This window comes from Shouchella rhizosphaerae (genome assembly GCF_036700015.1).
GTDB lineage: Bacteria > Bacillota > Bacilli > Bacillales > Bacillaceae_D > Shouchella > Shouchella rhizosphaerae.
On the sequence record NZ_CP144921.1, the window covers coordinates 1903227 to 1924525 of the forward strand.

The window sequence follows — 21299 nt, forward strand, 5'->3', positions numbered from 1 at the left end:
CGCTATAATAGAATGGTGAGAAGGCCAGTTGATGTTAGCCGTAACTGGCTTTTTTTATTCCTTTATGTTAGCGAACAGGTTTGAAAAATAGTGATATGCAGCAAATATAAAAGAAATATCGAGGCATAGAAGGGGAATTTAAATGAAAGCACGAACACCAATTATAGCTGCACTGCAACGACATAGCGACAAACAGCCTTTGTCTTTTCATGTGCCAGGGCATAAAAATGGCGCTGTCTGGCCTGAAAGCTTGGCGCCTTTTCAGCATGTGCTTGCCTATGATGTTACGGAGCTAGAAGGGTTGGATGACCTTCATGACCCCACAGGCCCAATTGCGGAATCGCAAGCGCTTTGTGCAGCCTTTTACGGTGCAGGCGAAACAAGTTACTTGGTTGGCGGTTCTACTAGTGGAAATTTGGCAATGATTTACGGATTATGCAAAGAAGGCGACGTTGTTTTTGTGCAACGGAATTGCCACAAGTCGGTTTTGCATGCGCTTGAGTTGGCAAGAGCAAAAGCCGTTTTTCTTGCCCCTGAATATGATAAAAAGACAGGGCGGCCGCTAGGGTTGACTGCTAATGTTTTTGAAGAAGCGCTCAGGCGATACCCTGGTGCAAAAGCACTTGTTGCTACTTATCCCGATTATTGGGGCACGGTTCGCAATCAAGCAGCTATTTTTGCTCAGGCAAAGGAGGCAGGTTTGCTCGTGCTTGTCGACGAAGCACATGGAGCGCATTTTAAACTAGGAGAAGGTGAAGGGCGCTGTCCTAAACAAGCACTTGACATGGGAGCGGATGTTGTCGTGCAATCAGCCCATAAAATGCTGCCTGCTTTAACAATGGGGGCTTGGCTGCATTTTGCAAAAGAGACGACTGCGGCTATTAGGGAGCCAGTCAAACGAGCGTTAACGATGGTGCAGTCAAGCAGTCCGTCGTACTTGCTTCTTGCTTCATTAGATGGGGCACGTGCCTATATCGAAAGCGAAGGGGAAGCAGCATTTGCTAAAGCATGCCGCGCCAGCCAACGTTTGCAAGAGGCGATAGGCAGCCATCCTATGCTGGAAGTTGTCGAAAATGCAGGCGAGTGCTACCAAAATGACCCGTTAAAGGTTACAATAAAAGCAAATGATTCACGTTCTGGTACATGGCTGCTTCAAGAGTTGGCAAAGGCAGGGATTTGGGCGGAGATGGCTGATCCAAACGCTATCCTTCTCGTACTAGGGGTTGGACAGGACTTCGATGCTAGCCTGTTCCATTCGCGGCTTTCGACACGTTGTTGGCAGCCCGAAAAGCAGAGGAAAAAAGGCCTGTTCCAGGCAGGAGCAGGGCCGCTCATTTCCGAATTGATAGACATGAAACGGCCCAACTTCAGCTCAGAAACGGTTCCGCTGAGTGAAGCAGTTGGCAGAGTTGCAGCTGAGCCACTTGTCCCGTACCCCCCTGGAGTTCCTCTATTGTATCGAGGAGAACAGGTGGCCCCTGCCCATGTTAAGCAGATTGAGCAACTGCTTGAAGCAAGCGTCCGCTTTCAAGGGCTGGACCCAAAACATGGATTACGTGTACAAATGCCGGAGGATTAGACATGAAAAAAGGGCTGTTTATTACAGTTGAAGGCGGAGAAGGCGCCGGTAAAACGACGATCATCAATCTTGTGCAAGAGCAACTTGCCACTCAAGGCTACGAGGTGATCCGCACAAGAGAACCAGGCGGCGTGGAGCTGGCTGAACAAATTCGCGATCTATTGTTGCATACGCAAGGCGTTGAAATGGATAACCGCACGGAAGCATTGCTTTACGCTGCCGCAAGAAGAGAGCATTTGATCAAAAAAATTGTTCCCGCTCTTGCGGAGGGAGCCCTTGTCTTATGTGATCGTTATATAGATTCAAGCCTTGTGTACCAAGGCCATGCAAGAGGAATAGGAATGGAAGAAGTTAGAGCTATTAATGGCTTTGCGATCGAGACGTATATGCCAGACTTAACGTTATATTTTGATGTCGAGCCGGAAATCGGGCTGGAAAGGGTGCAAAAGGACGCTGTCCGCAGTTGGAATCGCTTGGACCAAGAGACGCTAACCTTTCATAAGCGTGTCCAGGAAGGTTACAAAAAACTGCTAAAGGCTGAACCGGAGCGAATAAAGGCCATTGATGCCAACCGTTCTTTTGCAGAAGTGTTTCATGATACAATGGAAGAAATCAACCGAATGCTTTTGTCTACTAAAGACTAAACAAAAAGTGGGGTGCGATAGATGAAACTTATTATTGCGGTAGTTCAAGATAAAGACAGCACACGTTTGTCTGACGGGCTTGTAAAAGCCGATTTTCGCGCAACGAAACTTTCTAGCACAGGTGGATTCCTTAAGGCAGGAAACACCACGTTTCTGATCGGCGTTGATGACGATAAAGTAGAAGATGTTATGGAGATTATCCAAAAAAATTGCCGTAGCCGCGAACAGGTGGTAGCGCCGATTTCGCCAATGGGCGGAAATGCCGATTCCTATGTTCCTTACCCTGTTGAAGTACAAGTCGGGGGCGCTACCGTCTTTGTTCTTCCTGTAGACCAATTTGAACAATTTTAAGAGCAGGTGAGACACGTGGATACATGGAAAGACTGGCAAGAGGCACAGCCGCAGGTTGTGCCTATGCTTGTTGCGAGCATTCAAAAAAACCGCTTGGCCCACGCCTACTTGTTCGAAGGGGAAGCCGGAAGCGGCAAACATGAAGTGGCTTTGTTGATGGCGAAACGTTTTTTCTGCAAGGAACACAACGGGGCAGAGCCGTGCCATGCATGCAGTGACTGTTTGCGGATTGAACATGGCAACCACCCTGATGTCCACCAAGTCGCACCGGACGGACAATCGATTAAAAAAGAACAGATCGAATACTTACAAAAAGAATTTACGTACAGGGGCATGGAGTCTGCTGCAAAAGTGTATATCGTCTCCCACGTGGATAAAATGACCGCAAGCGCTGCAAATAGTTTATTGAAGTTTCTGGAAGAGCCACAAGGCCAAACATTGGCGATCCTTTTGACGGAAAACGGCGCAAGCATTTTGCCGACAATTCGCTCCCGCGCCCAACAAATGCGGTTTTTGCCGCCTTCGCAAACGCAAATAGCAAGCAAACTTGTTGCCGAGGGAATCGAAGAAAATCAGGCATTGTTTTTGGCTGCTTTAACAGGAAACAAAGCTTACGCGAAGGCACTAGCCGAGGGAGACTGGTCTTTTCAAGCAAGAACCGTAGTGTTACAATTGATGCATGAGCTTTTTACAAGGCCAGACCTTGCTGCAATCACACTTGCTGATAAGTGGATTCCGCTTATGAAGGAGCGGTTGCAACAAGAAATGGGGCTTGAAATGATGTTACTTTGGTTAAGAGACCTTTTATATATACAGGCTGGAAAGCAGGATAAGCTTGTCTATGCTGACAACAAAAGCAAATTTGATGAGCTGGCGCTTTCTACATCACAGCACACCATTCGCGCAGCGATGAGCCATGTGCTTGAAGCGAAAAGGCATCTTAGCGCCAACGTTTCCATCCAACTAGTGATGGAACGGCTGCTTTTCACCATACAGGAGGGCTAAGTTTTGCACGAGGTCATAGGTGTCCGTTTTAAAAAAGCGGGCAAAATTTACTACTTCTCTCCAGGCCCGTTTCAGCTTACAGGCGCAGAAGCTGTTATTGTTGAAACGTCCCGGGGCGTTGAGTACGGGAAAATTGTCGTTCCTCCAAAGTTTGTTAATGAAGAGGACATCGTCTTGCCATTAAAGCCAGTGATGCGTGTGGCGACTAGCAAAGACGAAGAAACTGTGAGAGAAAACAAACGGGCCGCTGAAGACGCATTTGCAACATGTCACGAGAAAATTGTAGAACATCAACTAGACATGAAGCTTGTTGATGTGGAATACACGTTTGACCGCAACAAAGTGCTCTTTTATTTTACTGCTGATGGGCGAATTGATTTTCGCGAGCTCGTTAAAGACTTAGCAGCAATTTTTCGGACAAGGATTGAGCTTCGGCAAATCGGTGTCCGTGACGAAGCAAAAATGCTTGGCGGCATTGGCCCTTGTGGTCGGATGCTTTGCTGTTCAACGTTTTTAGGCGACTTTGAGCCAGTCTCGATTAAAATGGCAAAAGACCAAAATTTATCGTTAAACCCAGCGAAAATTTCAGGTCTTTGCGGCCGGTTAATGTGTTGTTTAAAGTATGAAAATGACACATATGAGGAAGCTAAGAAAGAAATGCCTGACATTGGCAAGCCGATTGTTACGCCTGATGGCAAAGGCAAAGTGGTTGGCCTAAATTTGCTTGACCGAATCGTTCAAGTCCAACTGGCAGAAGAACAGCAAACGCTGGAGTATGCTTTTGAAGAACTGATGAGAAAGGAGACAGTCGCTTCGGAAGCAACTGAATAACGAGGTGAACCATGTGGACAAAAAAGCCATATTCACTCAAGTCTCGAGCCTTGAAGAGCGGATAGGGGATCTTCATGACGAACTAAGAGGGCTAAAAGAGCAACTGGCATACTTAATTGAAGAAAACCATTACTTGCATGTCGAAAATGAAAATCTCCGTAAACGGCTTGAACCAGAAGCTGGGACGAAAAACACGGTTACGCCCTCAGGAGAAAGCTCACGCAAAAAAATGGTGGGGGAAGGCCATGAAAATTTGGCCCGTTTGTACCAAGAAGGATTCCATATTTGCAACACCCATTACGGCAGTATAAGGCCTGAAGGGGATGACTGCTTGTTTTGCCTGTCCTTTCTGCACCAAAAGTAAGCACGTGCAACCATCAAGATGTTAAATAAAGAAGTCGGCTCCGTTTGGACGATCTATTCGGGTAGCCGACTTTTTCGTTGATAAAGGAGGGGCCATGCTTTTACAAGGAGAACGGCTCGACAAAGTGGCTGGCAGCAACCTATCGATTATCCAAAGTGACCAGACATTCGCTTATTCGATTGATGCGGTGTTGCTTGGCCGATTTGCTTATGTGCCCATCCAAAAGGGGCGTATTCTTGATTTGTGCAGCGGAAATGGCATTGTCGGTCTCGTTCTGTCGGCTCGCACGAAAGCATTGATCGATTTGGTTGAAGTTCAAGCGCGATTGCATGATATGGCAGAACGGACGATACGCGTGAATCAACTAGAAAAACAAGTAACTTCACTATGTTTTGATGTAAAAGACACAAAAAACAACCTTGCCCATAGCTCGTATGATACAGTTACATGCAATCCTCCTTATTTTCAACTTGGAGGAAACAAGCAAGTAAAAGAACAGCGTGCTCTCTCCGTCGCTCGCCATGAGCTTGCCTGCACGTTGGCGGACGTTGTCCAAGCAGGCAGTTATGCATTGAAATATGGCGGCAAGCTAGCGCTCGTCCATCGCCCAGAACGGCTTGCGGACATGATGGAGGAGATGCGTAAATGCAACATCGAGCCAAAACGACTGCGTTTTTGCCACCCTCGGGGGGAAGCAAACGCCAACATCGTCCTTTTGGAAGGGACAAAAGGTGGCAAGCCAGGGCTTGTTTGTGAACCGCCGTTAATTGTTTATAATGAAGACGAGTATACGCCAGCCTTTCAAAGGGAGTATTTTGGAAGATGACACATGTGATGTATGTGCTTGAGTGCAAGGATGGCAGTTGGTACACCGGGTATACCAACCATTTGCAAAAACGACTAGCGATGCATGAAGCAGGCAAAGGGGCAAAGTATACCCGGGGAAGAGGGCCGTTTACGCTCGTATTCTTTGAAGAATTTCCCACAAAAGAAGAGGCGATGCGCTGCGAATATGCCTTTAAACAACTATCCAAAAAGGAAAAGCAGCTTTACATAGCCATGCGAAGAAAAGAGGAAGGACGATGAAAGAGCAAAAAAGTTTCCAGCACACGGATGGGTGCCTTTATTTGGTGCCGACGCCAATTGGCAATTTGGAGGACATGACATTCCGCGGAATTCGGATATTGAAAGAAGCCGATTTAATTGCCGCTGAAGATACAAGGCAAACTCGGAAACTTTCGGCTCACTTTGACATTCATACGCCGCTAGTCAGCTACCATGAGCATAATCAAAAGCAAGCCGGCGCTGACCTTTTAGCGGAAATGGAAAAGGGAAAAACAATTGCTCTTGTCAGTGATGCAGGCATGCCTGGAATTTCTGACCCTGGTGAAGCGCTTGCCAAGCTCTGCATTGATGCAGGCATTCCCGTTGTCGCTTTGCCTGGGGCAAATGCAGCCCTGACTGCTTTGGTCGCTTCAGGCTTGCCGGCTAAGCAATTTGCCTTCCACGGTTTTTTGCCGCGAGTGAAAAAAGATCGGAAGGAAGCGTTAGCCCGTTTGGCCACAGCAAATGAAACGATGTTGTTTTACGAAGCGCCACACCGCCTTAGCCAGACGTTAGCAGCGATGTACGAAGCGTTTGGCGACAGGGAAATCGCCATTGGCCGGGAACTGACTAAGAAATTTGAAGAGTATCAGCGTGGTCTCCTAAGTGAAGCGGTCGCTTGGACCGAAACAGGGACGATCAAAGGGGAGTTTTGTTTAGTTGTCGAAGGGGCAAGCCAACAGGCAAATGAAGAGCAAGAACAATGGTGGGCACCGTTGAGTGAAACAGCGCATGTGGATCATTATATCGCCATTGGCCTAAGCCAAAAAGACGCGATTAAGCAAGTAGCTGTTGATCGTGGTGTTCCGAAACGGCAAATTTACCAAACCTACCATCAGCACTAAAAACAAAAAACCTGCCACATAAAGAGGCAGGTTTTAAAAGCATCATGCTTATGATTTTTTAGCGACATATTCTTGCAGTTGGCCAATGATTGCTTCGGCACCTTGAGGACTAAGAATGATCTTGCCGTTTGCGAGTGATAGGTTGTCATCAGACACTTCGCCAGTTACTTGGCAAGTCATGTTAGCTTTATACTTCTTGAGAATGATGCGGTCATTGTCGACATAAATTTCCAACGCGTCTTTTTCGGCGATTTCTAATGTACGTCTCAGTTCGATGGGAATGACAACACGACCTAATTCATCCACTTTGCGTACAATTCCTGTAGATTTCATTCTTAGATTTCCTCCTCAAATATGGTGGTGTGCGCTTATTTACGAAAAATAAACGGACTCTGTATGTGTCATAATTCGACATAATTCTATAGTAATCTAAGAATAACAATATTTCCAAAACAAGTCAAACAAATTTATATAAAAAATCGCATATTTTGTGAAAACTTGTGCGCCCCGCGAGTGCATTGGAAAGAATAATCCTGTAATAGCAATGGTTTAACAGTGGTAGTATCTCAGAAAGGGGGAAAGAAATGATGGATTTAAGCGAAGAAATAATTTCCAAATTAAAGCAATCTAACAACCTTTTAAGAAAGCAGTATTCAAATAGTCATAGTCAAAAAGATTTGATTCGACAAAATTTAAGGAAGTCGGCAACGCTTATTCGACAAATGGAGACAATTTCGGCAGGCCACCTAGTTAATCTTTTAGAAGGGCGGAAAATTGGCGGCGCTGACGGCTCGGTCAACCAAACAAATGGCGAGCCGCCACATGTCCTTTATTTTTTTCAAGCGTTAGCGAAAACAACAGATGGTAAGGAACAATGGGCTTCTGATTTGTATGTGCCCTTGTTGGAGGAACAAGATGAGTCTTCAGGCAATCGCCGCTCGTATTTACTTGCTAAGTTAGAGCTTGAAGCGGCTACCCGCTTGCTTGAAGCAGAAGATATCCGCGTCATGCTCATGGACGGGGCCCTCTACCATTATCGGATTGACGCGCCAGAGGAATGGGAAGCGTTGCGGGCGCTTGCATTAAAAAACGATACGTTGCTTGTTGGCGTTTCGGAAGAAATCACAACGGAAAACTTAGTTCAATTGCCAGCTTTTGCCCCGTTTGCGAAGAACCCGTATTCTTATGACAGAGACTTGCTGTTTGGCGTGTTAAACCAAAATGAAATGGTTTACCTGGAAGATATCCAACATAAAGCAGGCTTAACGTCCGTTTGGATGAGGCTTGGGGCGACGCCTGCGATCACCGGATTTGATATGCTTGAAGAACAAGCGTCACATATGGCGTTTGTCGGCGATTTGCTTTGTACGCTCACCCCAAAAGAAGGCCGGGGCATTCCTCTTTGGCTTGATTACATTGACAAAGAAATCCGCATAACGGACCAGCTTGTCGAAGGGTTGGTTGAACAATATTTAGATCCCGATGTTCGGAAGCAGTTTTTTACAAAAATGCGGCAAAGCAGGCCTTATTAAAAGGAGGAAACAACGATGCAAGTGGTTGGTGTCACGACGCAGCATGAAGTCCATGTTGCTTCAAAAACCCATAAGTTCCGCATGAATGAAATGTTAGTCATTGAAGACGACGAACTGTTTAAGCCAAAAGGGGAAGTCGTCGAAACATTTTCCTACAATCGCTATATTCCAATGGGAATGGACAAAGGGTTAGTCGATCGCGATGTACTGGAAACACTCGAAGCGATTGGATACGATATTGGCCAAGACGATATCCATCTAGCCAAAGTGCGCTTATTTGAAGAGGCCCAAAAGCCAATCCAAACAGGTGCAGCAGTGCGCCATCCTGAGTTTAGTGAAATCGAGCATTTGCTGTTGACGACAGGGCCAGAGAAAGGGATGGTTCTCGGCGAAGTGAAGTCAACTGACTTTATCGCCGAAACGATTCCTGAGCGTTTACAAGGGCTTATGCTTATGCACGAACAAGGAAAGACAACGGCGCAACAGGGTGTCCCGTTCATTTTTGACATTCGCGCGATGCAGCAATATCCCCATATTGGCGTATTTGGTGGCTCGGGATCAGGGAAGTCATTCGGTTTGCGGGTGATGCTTGAGGAATTAATGAAGTTAAAAATTCCAGCGCTTGTGTTTGATCCCCATTTTGAAATGAATTTTTCAGGCAAAACCGAAGCTCATAAAGGTCAGGTTGATTACGACTCACGCTATGAAGTCGTCCAAATCGGCCGCGATGTTGGCGTTGATTTCTCCGCCTTGTCGACACGGGACATCGAAAGGCTCCTTGGCGCTGCCGGATCGTTAACAGAATCGATGGTTAATGTCGTGCAAACACTCCATAAAAAGAAAGACAGTTATCAATCGTTTTCCGACCGCGTTGCCAATTTAATAGAAGCACTTGACATGGGCAAACAGAAAATAGACGGTATGCTCCATGACGGCGGCATGTCACGAGATGAAATAGCTAGATACGGCACCTTTAAAAAATTGTTAGATCAGTTTGGCAGTTTGCCGCCGTCCTCTGTAAAAGGAATTCAATGGCGCTTGCACCGGCTCAATCAAGCAGGGCTTTTCCAACAAAATATCCGTGCCATTGAGCACGGCATCCATAGTGGCAAGCTTGTTGTCGTCCAAGGAGCTGTTTGGTTGCTGCAAGTGTTCTCCAGCTATGTCATTGGCACGCTTTATTCAAAAAGACGCTCTTACAAAGATGCGAAGCTCCAGCAGCAACAAGCCCAATTTTTTCCGCCGTTTGTCATTGTGACCGATGAAGCGCACAATTTTGCCCCAAAAGGCTTTGATGCGCCAGCCAAGTCAGTGTTAAAGGAAATTGCCCAGGAAGGACGGAAGTATGGGACGTTTCTAATCTTCGCAACGCAACGACCAACGTTGCTCGATGAAACGATTACGGCACAGCTCAATTCAAAATTTGTTTTTCGTACAGTGCGGGGAACGGACATCCAAACGATTAAGGAAGAAACCGACTTAACAGCGGAAGAAGGCAAGCGTCTTCCTTATTTGCGGTCAGGGGATGTCTTTGTTTCATCGGCGATTATCGGCCGGACAATGGCGGTTCGGATTCGGCTAGCCCATTCAACGAGTCCCCATACGATGAATCCATTTGATGAGCTTGAGCAAATGAATGCAACAGACGATGAAGAAATCATTGCTGCTTTAGCGGACTTTTTGCCAATGGCGGAAATGCACGTGATGCAAAAGCTGGATGCATTAAACAAGCAAGCGTCCAAAGCATGGGATGTCTCTGAGTGGAAAGAAGAACTTGAACGTTTATGCAGGGAAGGAAAGCTTAAAAAAGAGAAAACGCCATTTGCGACGTTGTATGACCAGGCTTGACAAAGTGATGTATGATTGGCTATATTTTGGATAAGAATGAAGATAAATCGAATGTCTATGAACGGATGAGTACAAAGAGAGCGCTTGTGATAGAGAGCCGGGTTAGGTGAAAGCCGGACTGGCGCGCTTTGGAAGATGGTCCTGGAGATACATGCCTTCGAGCCGAGTGTAAGGGGGCAGCGTGTGCCAACGTTACTGGCTTTGAGCCTTGTCCCATGATGAGGAAAATTTGGGTGGTACCACGTGAGCAAACCTTTCGTCCCGATGCGGCGAGAGGTTTTTTGTTTTATTCAAAAAGAGAGAGGATGAATAGCGTGAGCGAAAAAACGTTTTATATTACGACACCAATTTATTACCCAAGCGGCAAGCTCCATATTGGGCACACCTATACGACCGTTGCTGGTGATGCAATGGCACGCTACAAACGGCTACGCGGCTATGATGTCCGTTATTTGACAGGGACAGATGAACATGGGCAAAAAATTGAGCAGAAGGCGAAGGAAAAAGGAATTTCTCCACTGGAATACACGAATGAAATGGTAAAACCGATTAAAGAGTTATGGAAGAAACTTGACATTTCACACGATGATTTTATCCGTACAACGGAAAAGCGCCATACAAACATGGTCGAGAAAATTTTTGAACAACTTGTTGAACAAGGCGATATTTACTTAGGCGAGTATGAAGGTTGGTATTGTGTGTCCGATGAAACGTTTTATGGTGAACGGGAGCTTGTTGACCCTATTAAAGACGAATCAGGCAACATTATCGGCGGAAAAAGCCCAGACTCCGGCCATCCAGTCGAAAAAGTCCGTGAAAAATCTTACTTCTTTCGGATGAGCAAATACGCAGATCGCCTCCTAGCTTTCTATGAAGAAAACCCTGACTTTATCCAGCCAGCATCACGAAAAAATGAAATGATCAACAATTTCATTAAACCAGGTCTGCAAGATTTGGCTGTTTCGCGAACGTCCTTTACATGGGGCGTGAAAGTGCCAAGCAATCCAAAACATGTCGTCTATGTGTGGATTGATGCGCTCACAAATTACATTACGGCACTTGGTTATGGAACAACAGATGACACCCTTTACCAAAAGTACTGGCCTGCCGATGTCCATTTGGTCGGAAAAGATATTTTGCGTTTCCATACAATTTACTGGCCGATCATGTTAATGGCGCTTGATTTGCCGTTGCCGAAAAAAGTTTTTGGCCATGGCTGGTTTTTGACGAAGGACGGCAAAATGTCAAAGTCTAAAGGAAACGTGGTTGACCCTGCGCCATTAATTGACCATTTTGGTCTCGATGCGATCCGCTATTACTTACTGCGGGAAGTGCCGTTTGGTGCTGACGGGGTCTTTACGCCGGAAGCATTTGTAGAACGAGTCAATTATGATTTAGCCAATGACCTTGGCAACTTGCTCAACCGTACTGTAGCGATGATCAATAAATACTTTAATGGCGAAATCCCTGCTTACGTCAAAAGTGCATCGCCATTTGACGAGGACTTGCTTGACCTTGTCCAAGCAACGATTACAAAAGTGGAAGACGCGATGGAGGAAATGGAGTTCTCGATTGCTTTGGCTGCGATTTGGCAACTCGTTAGCCGTACAAACAAATACATTGACGAAACGCAGCCGTGGATGCTAGCAAAAGAAGAAGATAATCGCGAACTTCTTGGTTCGGTTATGTACCACTTAGCCGAGTCACTTCGGATCATTTCTGTGCTGATCCGCCCATTTATGACACGAACGCCAGCAAAAATATGGGCACAGCTAGGCATTGACGAAAGCCTTGCTGGCTGGGAATCGATCCGCGTTTTTGGGCAACTCCCGGCTGGTACAAAGGTTAGCAAAGGCGAGCCTGTTTTCCCACGCCTTGATGTCGAAAAAGAAGTCGATTATATTGTCGAGCTTATGGGTGGCAAGGCCGACCCAGAACCTGAGGAAATAGAAGATGAAAATGAAATTACAATCGACGATTTTTCAAAGGTCGAGCTTAAGGTTGCAGAAGTGACTGCTGCTGAGCCAGTGGAAGGTGCGGACCGACTGTTAAAAATCCAGTTGGACCTGGGCACGGAAACGCGCCAAGTCGTTTCAGGGATTGCCAAGTATTATGCACCAAGTGATTTAGTTGGAAAAAAAGTCATTTGCGTGACGAATTTAAAGCCTGTTAAACTACGCGGTGAATTGTCCCAAGGGATGATCCTCGCAGGCTCAAAAGGAAAGAAACTGCAGCTCGCAACCGTTGACGGTGATCTGCCCAACGGGGCGCAAGTAAAATAACGAATCATAAAGAAAAGAACCAGTTGACCGGAGTTGCCGGCGACTGGTTCTTTTGTGAGTGCTGTCACGCTCACTCATTTTTGTCTTCTTGTATTTCCGTGATAGAAAATTCAACGATGCAAGGGATTTTCGCAGTTTTATCGGCCCGTGCTTTTTTGCCGTATTTTTTAAAAAGCTCGTACATCTCTTCCTGCATGTCATCCATTAACGTATCGGACAAGTATAAAGGCACCCTATTTTTCACACGGTGCTCTTCCCCTATTCCCCCAGGTCCCCTGAACAAAGTCGTTTTCGCTTTATAATACTTTTCGACAATTCCTTTTACTGTTTCCACATGGTCGAGTTCCAGAATGCCATGTTCATACAATTGCTTAATATGGTAATAAATTGTTCCAGGGTTCTTTCCTAGCTCAACGGCTGTTTGCTTTGAAGTCATCGGCTTTTCTGCGAGCAAACTGATAATTTGCCCACGCAAAGGATCGGATATGATTTTTTGTTGTTTTAACGTAATATCCATAACTTCATAATTTTGCATAACGATCCCTCATTTTTGTCAATATGCACGTTGATTTATTTTTTTAAATTAACAGTAGCATTTATTCTACCTATTGAGAAACAAAATTGCAACTAGAAAAGAAGGCAGCGCTTGTACAAAAATCTTAAAACAGCCGATAACGACTCGATTGTCCGAGAAAGAAAGTAACGAAAAAAGCCAGTGGACAATTAGCTTTAAATGGGTTCTGAGAGAATGATTATCATCGTTACAGCAAGCTGTGTAATAAACTGAGCATGATTTACAAATGAAAGGAGGCAAGGATGGAAGTCGGTTGTTGAGTAGAAAAAATAAAGGAAAGCAGGGGATGAGTTTTGAGAAAGTTGTGGTCGTTCATGGTTGTGTTTTTGCTGGCGTTTGGTGCTTTTTCCATGCCAGCGTATGGGCAAGAAGGGGCGGAAGCAGCCAATGTGAATTTCTCAATGCAAGGGTTTGCCACTCTTAATGGAGGGACTACAGGAGGCGCTGGAGGAGATGTTGTCACGGTTTCCACCGGTGACCAATTGATAGCCGCACTAAAAAATAAAAAGGCGAACACGCCTTTAACCATTTATATAAACGGAACGATCACGCCTGCAAACACATCTGCAAGCAAGATTGACATTAAAGATGTCAATGATGTGTCTTTGTTAGGGGTAGGAACAAATGGGGAACTTAACGGAATTGGCATTAAAGTGTGGCGGGCCAATAACGTGATCATCCGCAATTTGAAAATCCATCATGTGAATACAGGCGATAAAGATGCCATTAGCATTGAAGGCCCATCCAAAAACATTTGGGTCGACCATAACGAACTCTATAATAGCCTTGATGTGCATAAGGACTATTACGATGGATTGTTTGATGTGAAACGGGATGCTGATTACATCACTTTCTCATGGAACTATGTACACGACAGCTGGAAGTCGATGCTGATGGGTTCGTCTGACAGCGATTCATATGGACGAAAAATTACATTCCACAATAATTACTTTGAAAACTTGAATTCCCGTGTGCCTTCTATTCGCTTTGGCGAAGCCCATATTTTCAGTAATTACTACGCAGATATTAGAGAGACAGGGATCAATTCTCGCATGGGCGCTCAAGTACGAATCGAGGAGAACGATTTTGAAAGAGCAAACAATCCAATTGTGAGCCGAGACAGCAAGGAAATCGGGTATTGGCATCTAGTCAATAACCGCTATGTTTCTTCGACTGGCGAGCAGCCAACTGTCTCGACAACGACTTATAATCCACCATACAGCTATCAAGCAACGCCTGTAAACCAAGTGAAGGATGTGGTGCGGGCGAACGCCGGAGTTGGCGTTATTTCTCCTTAAAGTTGTTTGAAAGCGCCACCTAAAGAGGTAGAAAAACAACTACCTCCCGTTTTAGGAATAGAATGCTTTACATTTTTGCCTTCTTCCATTACGCTAACAGTAATGATGAAGGAGGTGAGTAGAACATGGATCTTTTTAATGGCAGCCAGGCAAAGTTTCGCGCCTATTTGTGGATTTGTCAGGCTATTTTTTCCGCTGTTGTTGCAAAATTGGACCAGTCTGTCCTTTTTTACGCAACTGCATAGGAAAAACCATTAGGAAGAGACATTTCTACTCGCATACGGATTGAGGCGGCGGAGAATTTTCTCTGCCGTCTTTTTGGTGTACACAAGTCTCTTCCTACTATCAATAGGAGGAATGAAACGTGATTCTTTGTTATGCCAATCAAGTTAGCCAGTCATATGGCGCTACACAAGTGTTTGCAAACCTGTCCATGGAAATCAAAAGCGGTGCCCGCATTGGTCTCGTCGGACGGAATGGCAAAGGGAAGACAACACTGGCCCGTATTCTTGCCGGAGTAGAACCCCCTGCAACTGGTGAGGTCGGCTGGCGTAAAGGACTGGCGAAAGGCATGTTAGCCCAAGCACCTACCTATTCGCCTGATAGACGTGTCTACACGATACTAGAAACGGTATTTAGCGATATAAAAAAAGTAAAAGAGCATATGACGCGATTGGAAGAAGTGCTTGCAACTGAGCAGAAACCAGCCAAGCTAGAGCGTGTCTTAGAGGAATACGGCAGTTTACAGCAGCAGTTTGCTGATGTTGGTGGCTTTGAATATGAGGCCAATATTCGCCGCATTGCCGCAGGGCTTGGCATTACGGGTTTGCTTGAGAAACGGTGGGGGGCTCTTAGCGGTGGCGAACGGACAAAAGTCGGCCTAGCCTGTTTATTGTTGCAAAAGCCTGAACTACTCATTCTAGATGAACCAACTAACCATCTAGATCTGTACGCGTTTGATTGGCTTGCTGACTGGGTGCGCCATTATGCAGGGGCTGTGCTCATTATTTCTCATGACCGTGCTTTCCTTGATGCGGCTGTAACGGAAATATGGGAAATGGAGAACGGGGTGCTGCATCAATATGCAGCCAATTACAGTGGCTATTTAAAAGAGCGTGAAGAACGCCTCATGAGAGAATTCCAGCAATACGCGGATCAACAGAAAAAGATGAAGAAAATGCGGGAAGCGATAAAGCGCCTGAAAGAATGGGCGAACCGCGCGAATCCGCCTAATGCAGGGATGCACCGCCAGGCTAAGAGCATGGAAAAAGCATTAGCGCGGATGGAAGAGCTAAAAAAGCCGCCGCAAACGAAGAAAGTAGAATTGTCTTTTGAGCAGCAAGGGCGCAGTGGCGAAGATGTAGTTGAACTAAAATCCGTTTCGAAGACATTTGGCGAACGGCAAGTGCTTGGTCAAGTTGACTTAGCTGTGCGCCATCAAGAACGAGTGGCCCTTGTTGGCGCTAATGGAGAGGGGAAATCGACGCTATTAAAGCTCATATTAGGGGAGATCGAGCCTGATACAGGACAATGCAAAATAGGGGCTAGTGTTTCACTAGGCTATTTGTCCCAGCATGGTACAGAACTTGATCCAAAGCAGACGGTGCTCGAAGCATTCCGCGCCAGTGCGCTTTTAGCAGATGGCGAAGCCCGAGGCCAGTTAGCGCGGTTTTTGTTTTATGGCCAGGACGTTTTTAAGCGTGTCGCCGATTTAAGTGGAGGCGAAAAAATGCGGCTGCGGCTAGCGCAGTTGATTTTCGAAAAGCATAATGTGCTCGTGTTGGATGAACCGACAAACCATCTTGATATAGACTCAAAAGAAGTGCTTGAAGAGGCATTGGCTGAGTTTACAGGCACGATCATCGCAGTATCCCATGACCGTTATTTTTTGAACAAACTTTTTCCTGTCACCTATTGGCTTGAAAATGGGGCTGCCACTCGTTATGAAGGCTCGTTTTCATACGCCTGGGCAAAACGAAAAAAACACGAGCAATAAGCAGCCAAAGTAAAAGCGCCAGACAAAGGGGAAATGCCCGTCGTTTGGCGCTTTTTTAGTTTTAGATGGAGAGGACGATTGGCAAGTAACTGGTTTCATACGATTATGTTTCATCGATATCGACCAGTTGGCGGACTGTGCCATCGTCAACACGAACTTCAAATATATGGCCGTCCTTAGTGAAAGAGAAAATGCCGCTATTAAAATCCGTTTGCCGCTCTTTAAAGAAGACGCCTTCATAGGTGAAGCCTTTGCTGTCGTCAAATCGCAGTTCATAAGTGCCATCTGTTTGTTCCACCAAATAGGCAGATACGCCTCTTTCAAAATTCCAATTATCCGTTTCATCGGCCCGTTCTTTAGGGACAACATGAAGATCAGCGAACGGTGCTTTTTCAAGCAACGTGTCAATAATCGAACCGCCGAGTAGGGCAGTCCATAAATTTTCAGCAATTTGGCCGATGACAATTTGTGTTGCTTGTTTTTCTTTTGCAAAGTTCGAAATAACGTTTGTAATATTGTAGGCATGAGATTTCTCTACACTCAAATCAGCACCGTATTCATCAGCAAGTTCTTTAAAAATGGACATATCAATTTTTTTATCGTGTTTATACTCCTCTTCTGGCAAAGAATCAAACACGAGGATCGATAAAGGCGCGTTTAGTTGGGCTGCAAGACTGGCCCCTCTTTTAATGAGTTTGCTGCCGTGATGACCGTAATTGACACAAACAAGGATCCGTTCATTAGACGAAGTAGGCATACATTTCCCTCCATTCCTTTTCTGGTGCTTACCACCCAGTATACACAGGGCAATGGCCAAATGAAAATCGGCCATTTTTATACATGGCTTAGGAAAAGCAGTCATATACTGGACCAACCAGGCGAAGCAGGAGGTTGGTAGCGTGGATCGATTGACTGAGAACCTTTATCCCGTGTCGACGAAGACGGTAAATGGCACGAAATGGGGGTATATCAACGACAGAGGGCGCATCCGCATTTCACTCGTTTATGAAGGAGCAGAGCCTTTTCAAAGGAATGGTTTTGCGATTGTTACATTAAATGAAAAGCAAGGGCTTATTAATCAATTCGGCCGTTTTGCCGTAAAGCCGGTCTATAAAAGCATTCAACCTTTTTCAGAAGAACGGGCAATTATCCAAACAAAAGACGGGTTTAAAATGATTGATGAGAAAGGCCAGGTGCGTACGAAAAAAACGTATGCCTACATGGCTCCAATGAAAAATAGCCGTGCGCTGTTTCAAACAAATGGCCGTTACGGGTTTCTTAATTCTGATGGCGAGGAAGTGATAGCAGCCCGTTATCTTTTTGCTTATGATTTTCACGAAGGAAAAGCGGTCGTGCAAACGAAAACGGCAGAGTTTCAGTTAATTGATGAGAACGGGCTTGTGCTGCATACATATCCATATGCCGATGTGGGATCGCTAAGCGAAGGACGAATAGCTTTTAAGGAAGGCGATCGTTATGGCTATTTGGATGAAGCAGGAAATGTCGTTATTCCGCCCAAATATGGCATGGCTTTTGCCTATGAGGATGGCTTTGCGATTATCGCAACGAGTGACGACAACTATTCTTATGGGTTGATGAATAAAGCAGGCGACACCATCTTTGAACCTATATACAATGAAATACGCTTGCTTCAAGAAGGACGTATTGCGCTTGGGAAAGCGAAGGACGCCAATAGGCCGTTTTTAAGCCGTTATGCGATCGCTAATACAAGCGGGGCGGTATTGACGGACTTTGTTTATGATGATATTGGCTCTTTTAACAAAGGCACTGCTAGCGCAGTGAAGGACGACAGAACGTTTTTTATTGATAGAGAAGGCCACAAAGTCAAGACATTCCCCGCTTTTTCTGGTACAGGTGTACTTCGGAAGGAAAACGGCATTGTTTCGGCATTCATTGACCAGCGTCTTTTTTATACAGATGAGCATGGAAAAATCATTTGGCACCCAGACACGGAAATCCTACTGCGCCGTCCTTATCGCATCCAAGAACGCCTGTATAAACGTGGGCCCAATTATTATGTTTATTATCCGCAAATTGAAGGAATGGCGAACCAACTCGAACAACAGGCCATCAATCAAAAATTGGCGAAGCAAGCTGGTGTTCGTCATGTCACAGAAGCGGAAACAAAAGAACGTACGTTTACAGGTGATTTTAATGTTCTCTTTTTTAAAAAACACCTTGTTGTGTTGGAAATCGATGGCTATACGTATCCATTTGGCGCGGCCCATGGGATGCCAACAAGGACTTTTGCCAATGTGGACGTACGCAATGGCCATGATTATGCCCTGTCGGAACTATTTAAACATGGCCGTGATTATGCGGCAGTTTTAAGCAAACTGGTAGGCGAACAAATAAAAAAACAGGCGGATGAGTACTTTCCAAATGCATACAAAGGGGTGAACAGCACCCAACCTTTCTATGTTGATGAGCATGCGCTCTATCTTGTCTTTGATGTATATGAGCTGGCGCCTTATGCGGCTGGTTTTCCTACTTTTAAAATTCCCTTTGCTGAGATCGAACCGATCATTGACCAATCGGGGCCGTTTTGGCAGTCATTCCACTATTACAATCAGCCAAACTGATCGAATACGCAGATGGCAGTCGAAGTACGTGTGCCTGAGCAAATGGTTTTCGTGTACCTGGAACAGCTGTTATTGCCTATATGCGAGCAGACGATAAAAGATAGTAAAGAAGCCCACTTTTTTGCTTTGCTTGCGTTCACATAGCCAAAAGGCATAAAATGCCTTTGAGGTGAATAGTGATGTTATTTGATACGCATGTCCACTTGAATGCCAAGCAGTTCCAAGGAGATGTACAGGAAACGATTGCAAGGGCGCAGGAAGCAGGCGTTAAAGAAATGGTTGTTATTGGTTTTGACGAGCCTACAATTGAGCGGGCGATGGAACTTGTGGAACAATACGAGGATTTATATGCAGCTGTCGGTTGGCATCCGGTCGATGCCATCGATATGACGGATAAGCATTTGCACTGGCTGGAAGAGCTATCAGCCCATCCAAAAGTGGTTGCTCTTGGCGAAATGGGCCTTGATTACCATTGGGACAAATCGCCAAAAGATGTCCAAAAAGAAGTGTTCCGCAAACAAATTGCTTTAGCAAAAAAAGTGAAGTTGCCGATTATTATTCACAATCGCGAAGCCGACCAAGATGTCGTTCATCTCCTTGAGGAAGAAGGAGCAGCTGAAGTTGGCGGCATTATGCACTGTTTTGGCGGCAGCGTGGAAATAGCGGACCGTTGCTTAAACATGAATTTCCATATTGGCCTAGGTGGCCCTGTCACATTTAAGAACGCTAGGCGGCCAAAAGAAGTAGCTGCGCATGTGCCGATCGAACGGTTGCTAATTGAAACCGATTGTCCTTATTTGGCTCCTCACCCTTATCGGGGAAAACGAAATGAGCCAGCCTATGTAAAGCGGGTGGCAGAAGATATCGCAGAATTACGCGGTATCCGTTATGAGGAGCTAAGCCAGAAAACGAGGGAAAACGCTCTAAAATTATTTGGAATTAAAGACAATAATTAGTTTTTATTCCTAGCATCTGGGCAAATTGCAAAGGTTACTGCTTTGTTACGTTTGTGTAACTGTTGTTGACACGCTATTCGTTCGTCTCTATAATTCGGTGCTTGAGGAGGGACGAACGATGAGCGATAAGCACAACCTGTTGAATAGGCCTGAAGCCGACCCTGCCATTAGGCGGAGGATCTTGATTGCAGTCGCACTTTTCCTAGGACTAATTCTTATTTTATCTGGGTTATTTGAGTTGACCAAAAATGCGGTTGCTGTTGAACAAAACGGCGAGAAGGTTACTGTGCGCACGCACGAATCGACAGTCGCGGATTTGCTTGAAAGCTTGGAGATCCATGTAGGTGAACATGATTTGATTGAACCGTCGTTGCAAACGGAGATTGAATCTGGGATGGACATTGTTTACAAGCCCGCAGCTGAAGTGACATTGTCTGTTGCCGGTGAGGAGACCACAGTCTACACAGTTGCTGACAATGTAAACGATTTGTTTACTGAGTTAGGCATCGAACCAAAAGCAGAAGACGAGATTGAACCAAGTGGGGATACCCCGATTGAGGATGGATTACATATTGCCTATTCGCCAGCAGTGCTTTTGACATTTGCCTATGACGGCAATGAAGGCGAGTACTGGAGCACCTCAGCGACTGTCGCTGACTTTTTGAAAGAAGCCAATGTCGAGCTTGGCGAGCTTGACCGAGTTGAGCCAGCTTTAGACGAAGAATTGCGGGACGGGCTTGATATCCGCCTCGTACGTGTTGAAAAAGTCACCGATGTCATTGAGGAACCAACTGCATTTGAAACGCTTCGCGAAGAAGATAGCGATTTAAACCATGGCGTGGAGCGTGTAGTAGAAAAAGGGAAAAAAGGCAAGCAAGCTCTTCACTATGAAGTGACGCTTGAAGACGGCGTCGAGGTCGACAGGCAACTTGTGAAGACGGAAACGGTTGAAGAGAGTGAAAACCGTGTTATTGCGGTTGGAACAAAACAAGAAGAGGCAAAAGAGTATGTCTCTGAGACGCAAACGGCCCATGAAACAGTCAGCCAAGAACCAGTGGATCAGCCAGTAAGCGAACCGGAAAAACCGAAACAGGAAAGCGCCAAACCGCAAGAAAAGCAAGAAGTGGAACAAGAGAAACAACAAAAGACATTGCAAATGCAATCGACTGCTTATACAGCGGCTTGTGACGGCTGTAGCGGAATTACGGCGACTGGCATTGATTTAAACAGCAATGCCAACATGAAAGTCATTGCTGTAGATCCAAGTGTCATCCCCCTCGGCACCCGTGTACACGTGGAAGGGTACGGCGAAGCCATTGCTGGCGATACAGGCGGTGCTATCAAAGGAAACAAAATTGACGTACACGTCCCAACAAAAGAAGACGCTACGAACTATGGAAGCAAAAGCGTGAAAGTAACAATACTTGATTAATAAGGAAAAAAGCAAGTTGCTGGCAAAGCACTTGCTTTTTTTTTGTGTGAAAACA

The 21299-nt window shown here is 45.6% G+C and carries 20 protein-coding genes; 17 read left to right on the plus strand and 3 right to left on the minus strand.

What is annotated here, in order from left to right; genetic code table 11:
* The first annotated feature begins 142 nt into the window (after positions 1–142).
* The 9 genes from V5G21_RS09485 (at position 143) to rsmI (ending at position 6723) form a co-directional block, all read left to right on the plus strand.
* Entirely contained in the window at positions 143–1579 is a 1437-nt protein-coding gene (locus tag V5G21_RS09485) for an aminotransferase class I/II-fold pyridoxal phosphate-dependent enzyme (protein WP_095255492.1), read from the plus strand.
* A 2-nt stretch (positions 1580–1581) separates the two neighbouring features.
* Positions 1582–2223 (plus strand): dTMP kinase, encoded by a 642-nt coding sequence (gene tmk, locus V5G21_RS09490; protein WP_011244914.1) that lies wholly within the window; start codon positions 1582–1584, stop codon positions 2221–2223.
* Between the two features lie 21 nt (positions 2224–2244).
* Positions 2245–2574: a cyclic-di-AMP receptor gene (locus V5G21_RS09495; protein ID WP_011244915.1), complete on the plus strand. Its 330-nt coding sequence runs from the start codon at positions 2245–2247 to the stop codon at positions 2572–2574.
* A 15-nt stretch (positions 2575–2589) separates the two neighbouring features.
* Positions 2590–3579 (plus strand): DNA polymerase III subunit delta', encoded by a 990-nt coding sequence (holB, locus tag V5G21_RS09500; RefSeq protein WP_035202138.1) that lies wholly within the window; start codon positions 2590–2592, stop codon positions 3577–3579.
* A 3-nt stretch (positions 3580–3582) separates the two neighbouring features.
* Positions 3583–4410 (plus strand): PSP1 domain-containing protein, encoded by an 828-nt coding sequence (locus tag V5G21_RS09505; RefSeq protein WP_011244917.1) that lies wholly within the window; start codon positions 3583–3585, stop codon positions 4408–4410.
* 13 nt (positions 4411–4423) lie between these two features.
* A complete protein-coding gene (gene yabA, locus V5G21_RS09510) occupies positions 4424–4774 on the plus strand; it encodes a DNA replication initiation control protein YabA (RefSeq protein WP_035202192.1) in 351 nt (116 codons plus the stop codon).
* A gap of 94 nt (positions 4775–4868) precedes the next feature.
* On the plus strand, positions 4869–5600 hold the full coding sequence (locus tag V5G21_RS09515) for a tRNA1(Val) (adenine(37)-N6)-methyltransferase (protein ID WP_011244919.1): 732 nt from the start codon (positions 4869–4871) through the stop codon (positions 5598–5600).
* Entirely contained in the window at positions 5597–5860 is a 264-nt protein-coding gene (locus V5G21_RS09520; protein WP_011244920.1) for a GIY-YIG nuclease family protein, read from the plus strand. The genes V5G21_RS09515 and V5G21_RS09520 overlap by 4 nt, the downstream gene beginning before the upstream one ends.
* Positions 5857–6723, plus strand: coding sequence for a 16S rRNA (cytidine(1402)-2'-O)-methyltransferase (gene rsmI / locus V5G21_RS09525; protein ID WP_011244921.1), 867 nt, complete (start codon positions 5857–5859; stop codon positions 6721–6723). Before V5G21_RS09520 ends, rsmI begins: the two co-directional genes overlap by 4 nt.
* A 48-nt stretch (positions 6724–6771) precedes the next feature.
* Here rsmI and V5G21_RS09530 read toward each other — a convergent pair whose 3' ends face one another.
* Positions 6772–7056, minus strand: coding sequence for an AbrB/MazE/SpoVT family DNA-binding domain-containing protein (locus V5G21_RS09530; RefSeq protein ID WP_011244922.1), 285 nt, complete (start codon positions 7054–7056; stop codon positions 6772–6774).
* A 251-nt stretch (positions 7057–7307) separates the two neighbouring features.
* Here V5G21_RS09530 and V5G21_RS09535 point away from each other — a divergent pair, with 251 nt between their 5' ends.
* From V5G21_RS09535 to metG, 3 genes are all read left to right on the plus strand, one after another.
* A complete protein-coding gene (locus V5G21_RS09535; RefSeq protein ID WP_011244923.1) occupies positions 7308–8255 on the plus strand; it encodes a DNA double-strand break repair nuclease NurA in 948 nt (315 codons plus the stop codon).
* 15 nt (positions 8256–8270) lie between these two features.
* Entirely contained in the window at positions 8271–10103 is a 1833-nt protein-coding gene (locus tag V5G21_RS09540) for an ATP-binding protein (protein WP_073305809.1), read from the plus strand.
* A gap of 305 nt (positions 10104–10408) precedes the next feature.
* Complete coding sequence (gene metG, locus V5G21_RS09545; protein WP_338465489.1) at positions 10409–12385, plus strand: methionine--tRNA ligase; 1977 nt, start codon at positions 10409–10411, stop codon at positions 12383–12385.
* A gap of 70 nt (positions 12386–12455) precedes the next feature.
* Here metG and V5G21_RS09550 read toward each other — a convergent pair whose 3' ends face one another.
* Positions 12456–12920 carry an ArsR/SmtB family transcription factor gene (locus V5G21_RS09550; RefSeq protein ID WP_212930365.1) on the minus strand — a complete coding sequence of 155 codons (465 nt, stop codon included), beginning with the start codon at positions 12918–12920 and terminating at the stop codon, positions 12456–12458.
* Between the two features lie 389 nt (positions 12921–13309).
* On the opposite strand from V5G21_RS09550, the gene V5G21_RS09555 reads away from it, so the two are divergent.
* Positions 13310–14257, plus strand: coding sequence for a pectate lyase family protein (locus tag V5G21_RS09555; protein ID WP_338465521.1), 948 nt, complete (start codon positions 13310–13312; stop codon positions 14255–14257).
* Positions 14258–14621: 364 nt separating this feature from the next.
* Positions 14622–16253 (plus strand): ribosomal protection-like ABC-F family protein, encoded by a 1632-nt coding sequence (abc-f, locus tag V5G21_RS09560; protein ID WP_338465490.1) that lies wholly within the window; start codon positions 14622–14624, stop codon positions 16251–16253.
* Positions 16254–16356: 103 nt separating this feature from the next.
* On the opposite strand, the gene V5G21_RS09565 is transcribed toward abc-f, so the two are convergent.
* A complete protein-coding gene (locus V5G21_RS09565) occupies positions 16357–17010 on the minus strand; it encodes a universal stress protein (protein WP_011244929.1) in 654 nt (217 codons plus the stop codon).
* Positions 17011–17152: 142 nt separating this feature from the next.
* Between V5G21_RS09565 and V5G21_RS09570 the strand changes: the two genes are divergently transcribed.
* The 3 genes from V5G21_RS09570 to V5G21_RS09580 all read left to right on the plus strand — a co-directional run bounded on the left by V5G21_RS09570 (position 17153) and on the right by V5G21_RS09580 (position 21244).
* A complete protein-coding gene (locus tag V5G21_RS09570; RefSeq protein WP_011244930.1) occupies positions 17153–18856 on the plus strand; it encodes a WG repeat-containing protein in 1704 nt (567 codons plus the stop codon).
* A 179-nt stretch (positions 18857–19035) separates the two neighbouring features.
* Positions 19036–19812 (plus strand): TatD family hydrolase, encoded by a 777-nt coding sequence (locus V5G21_RS09575; protein WP_011244931.1) that lies wholly within the window; start codon positions 19036–19038, stop codon positions 19810–19812.
* 118 nt (positions 19813–19930) lie between these two features.
* Entirely contained in the window at positions 19931–21244 is a 1314-nt protein-coding gene (locus tag V5G21_RS09580) for a G5 and 3D domain-containing protein (protein WP_152024028.1), read from the plus strand.
* Positions 21245–21299: the final 55 nt, after the last annotated feature.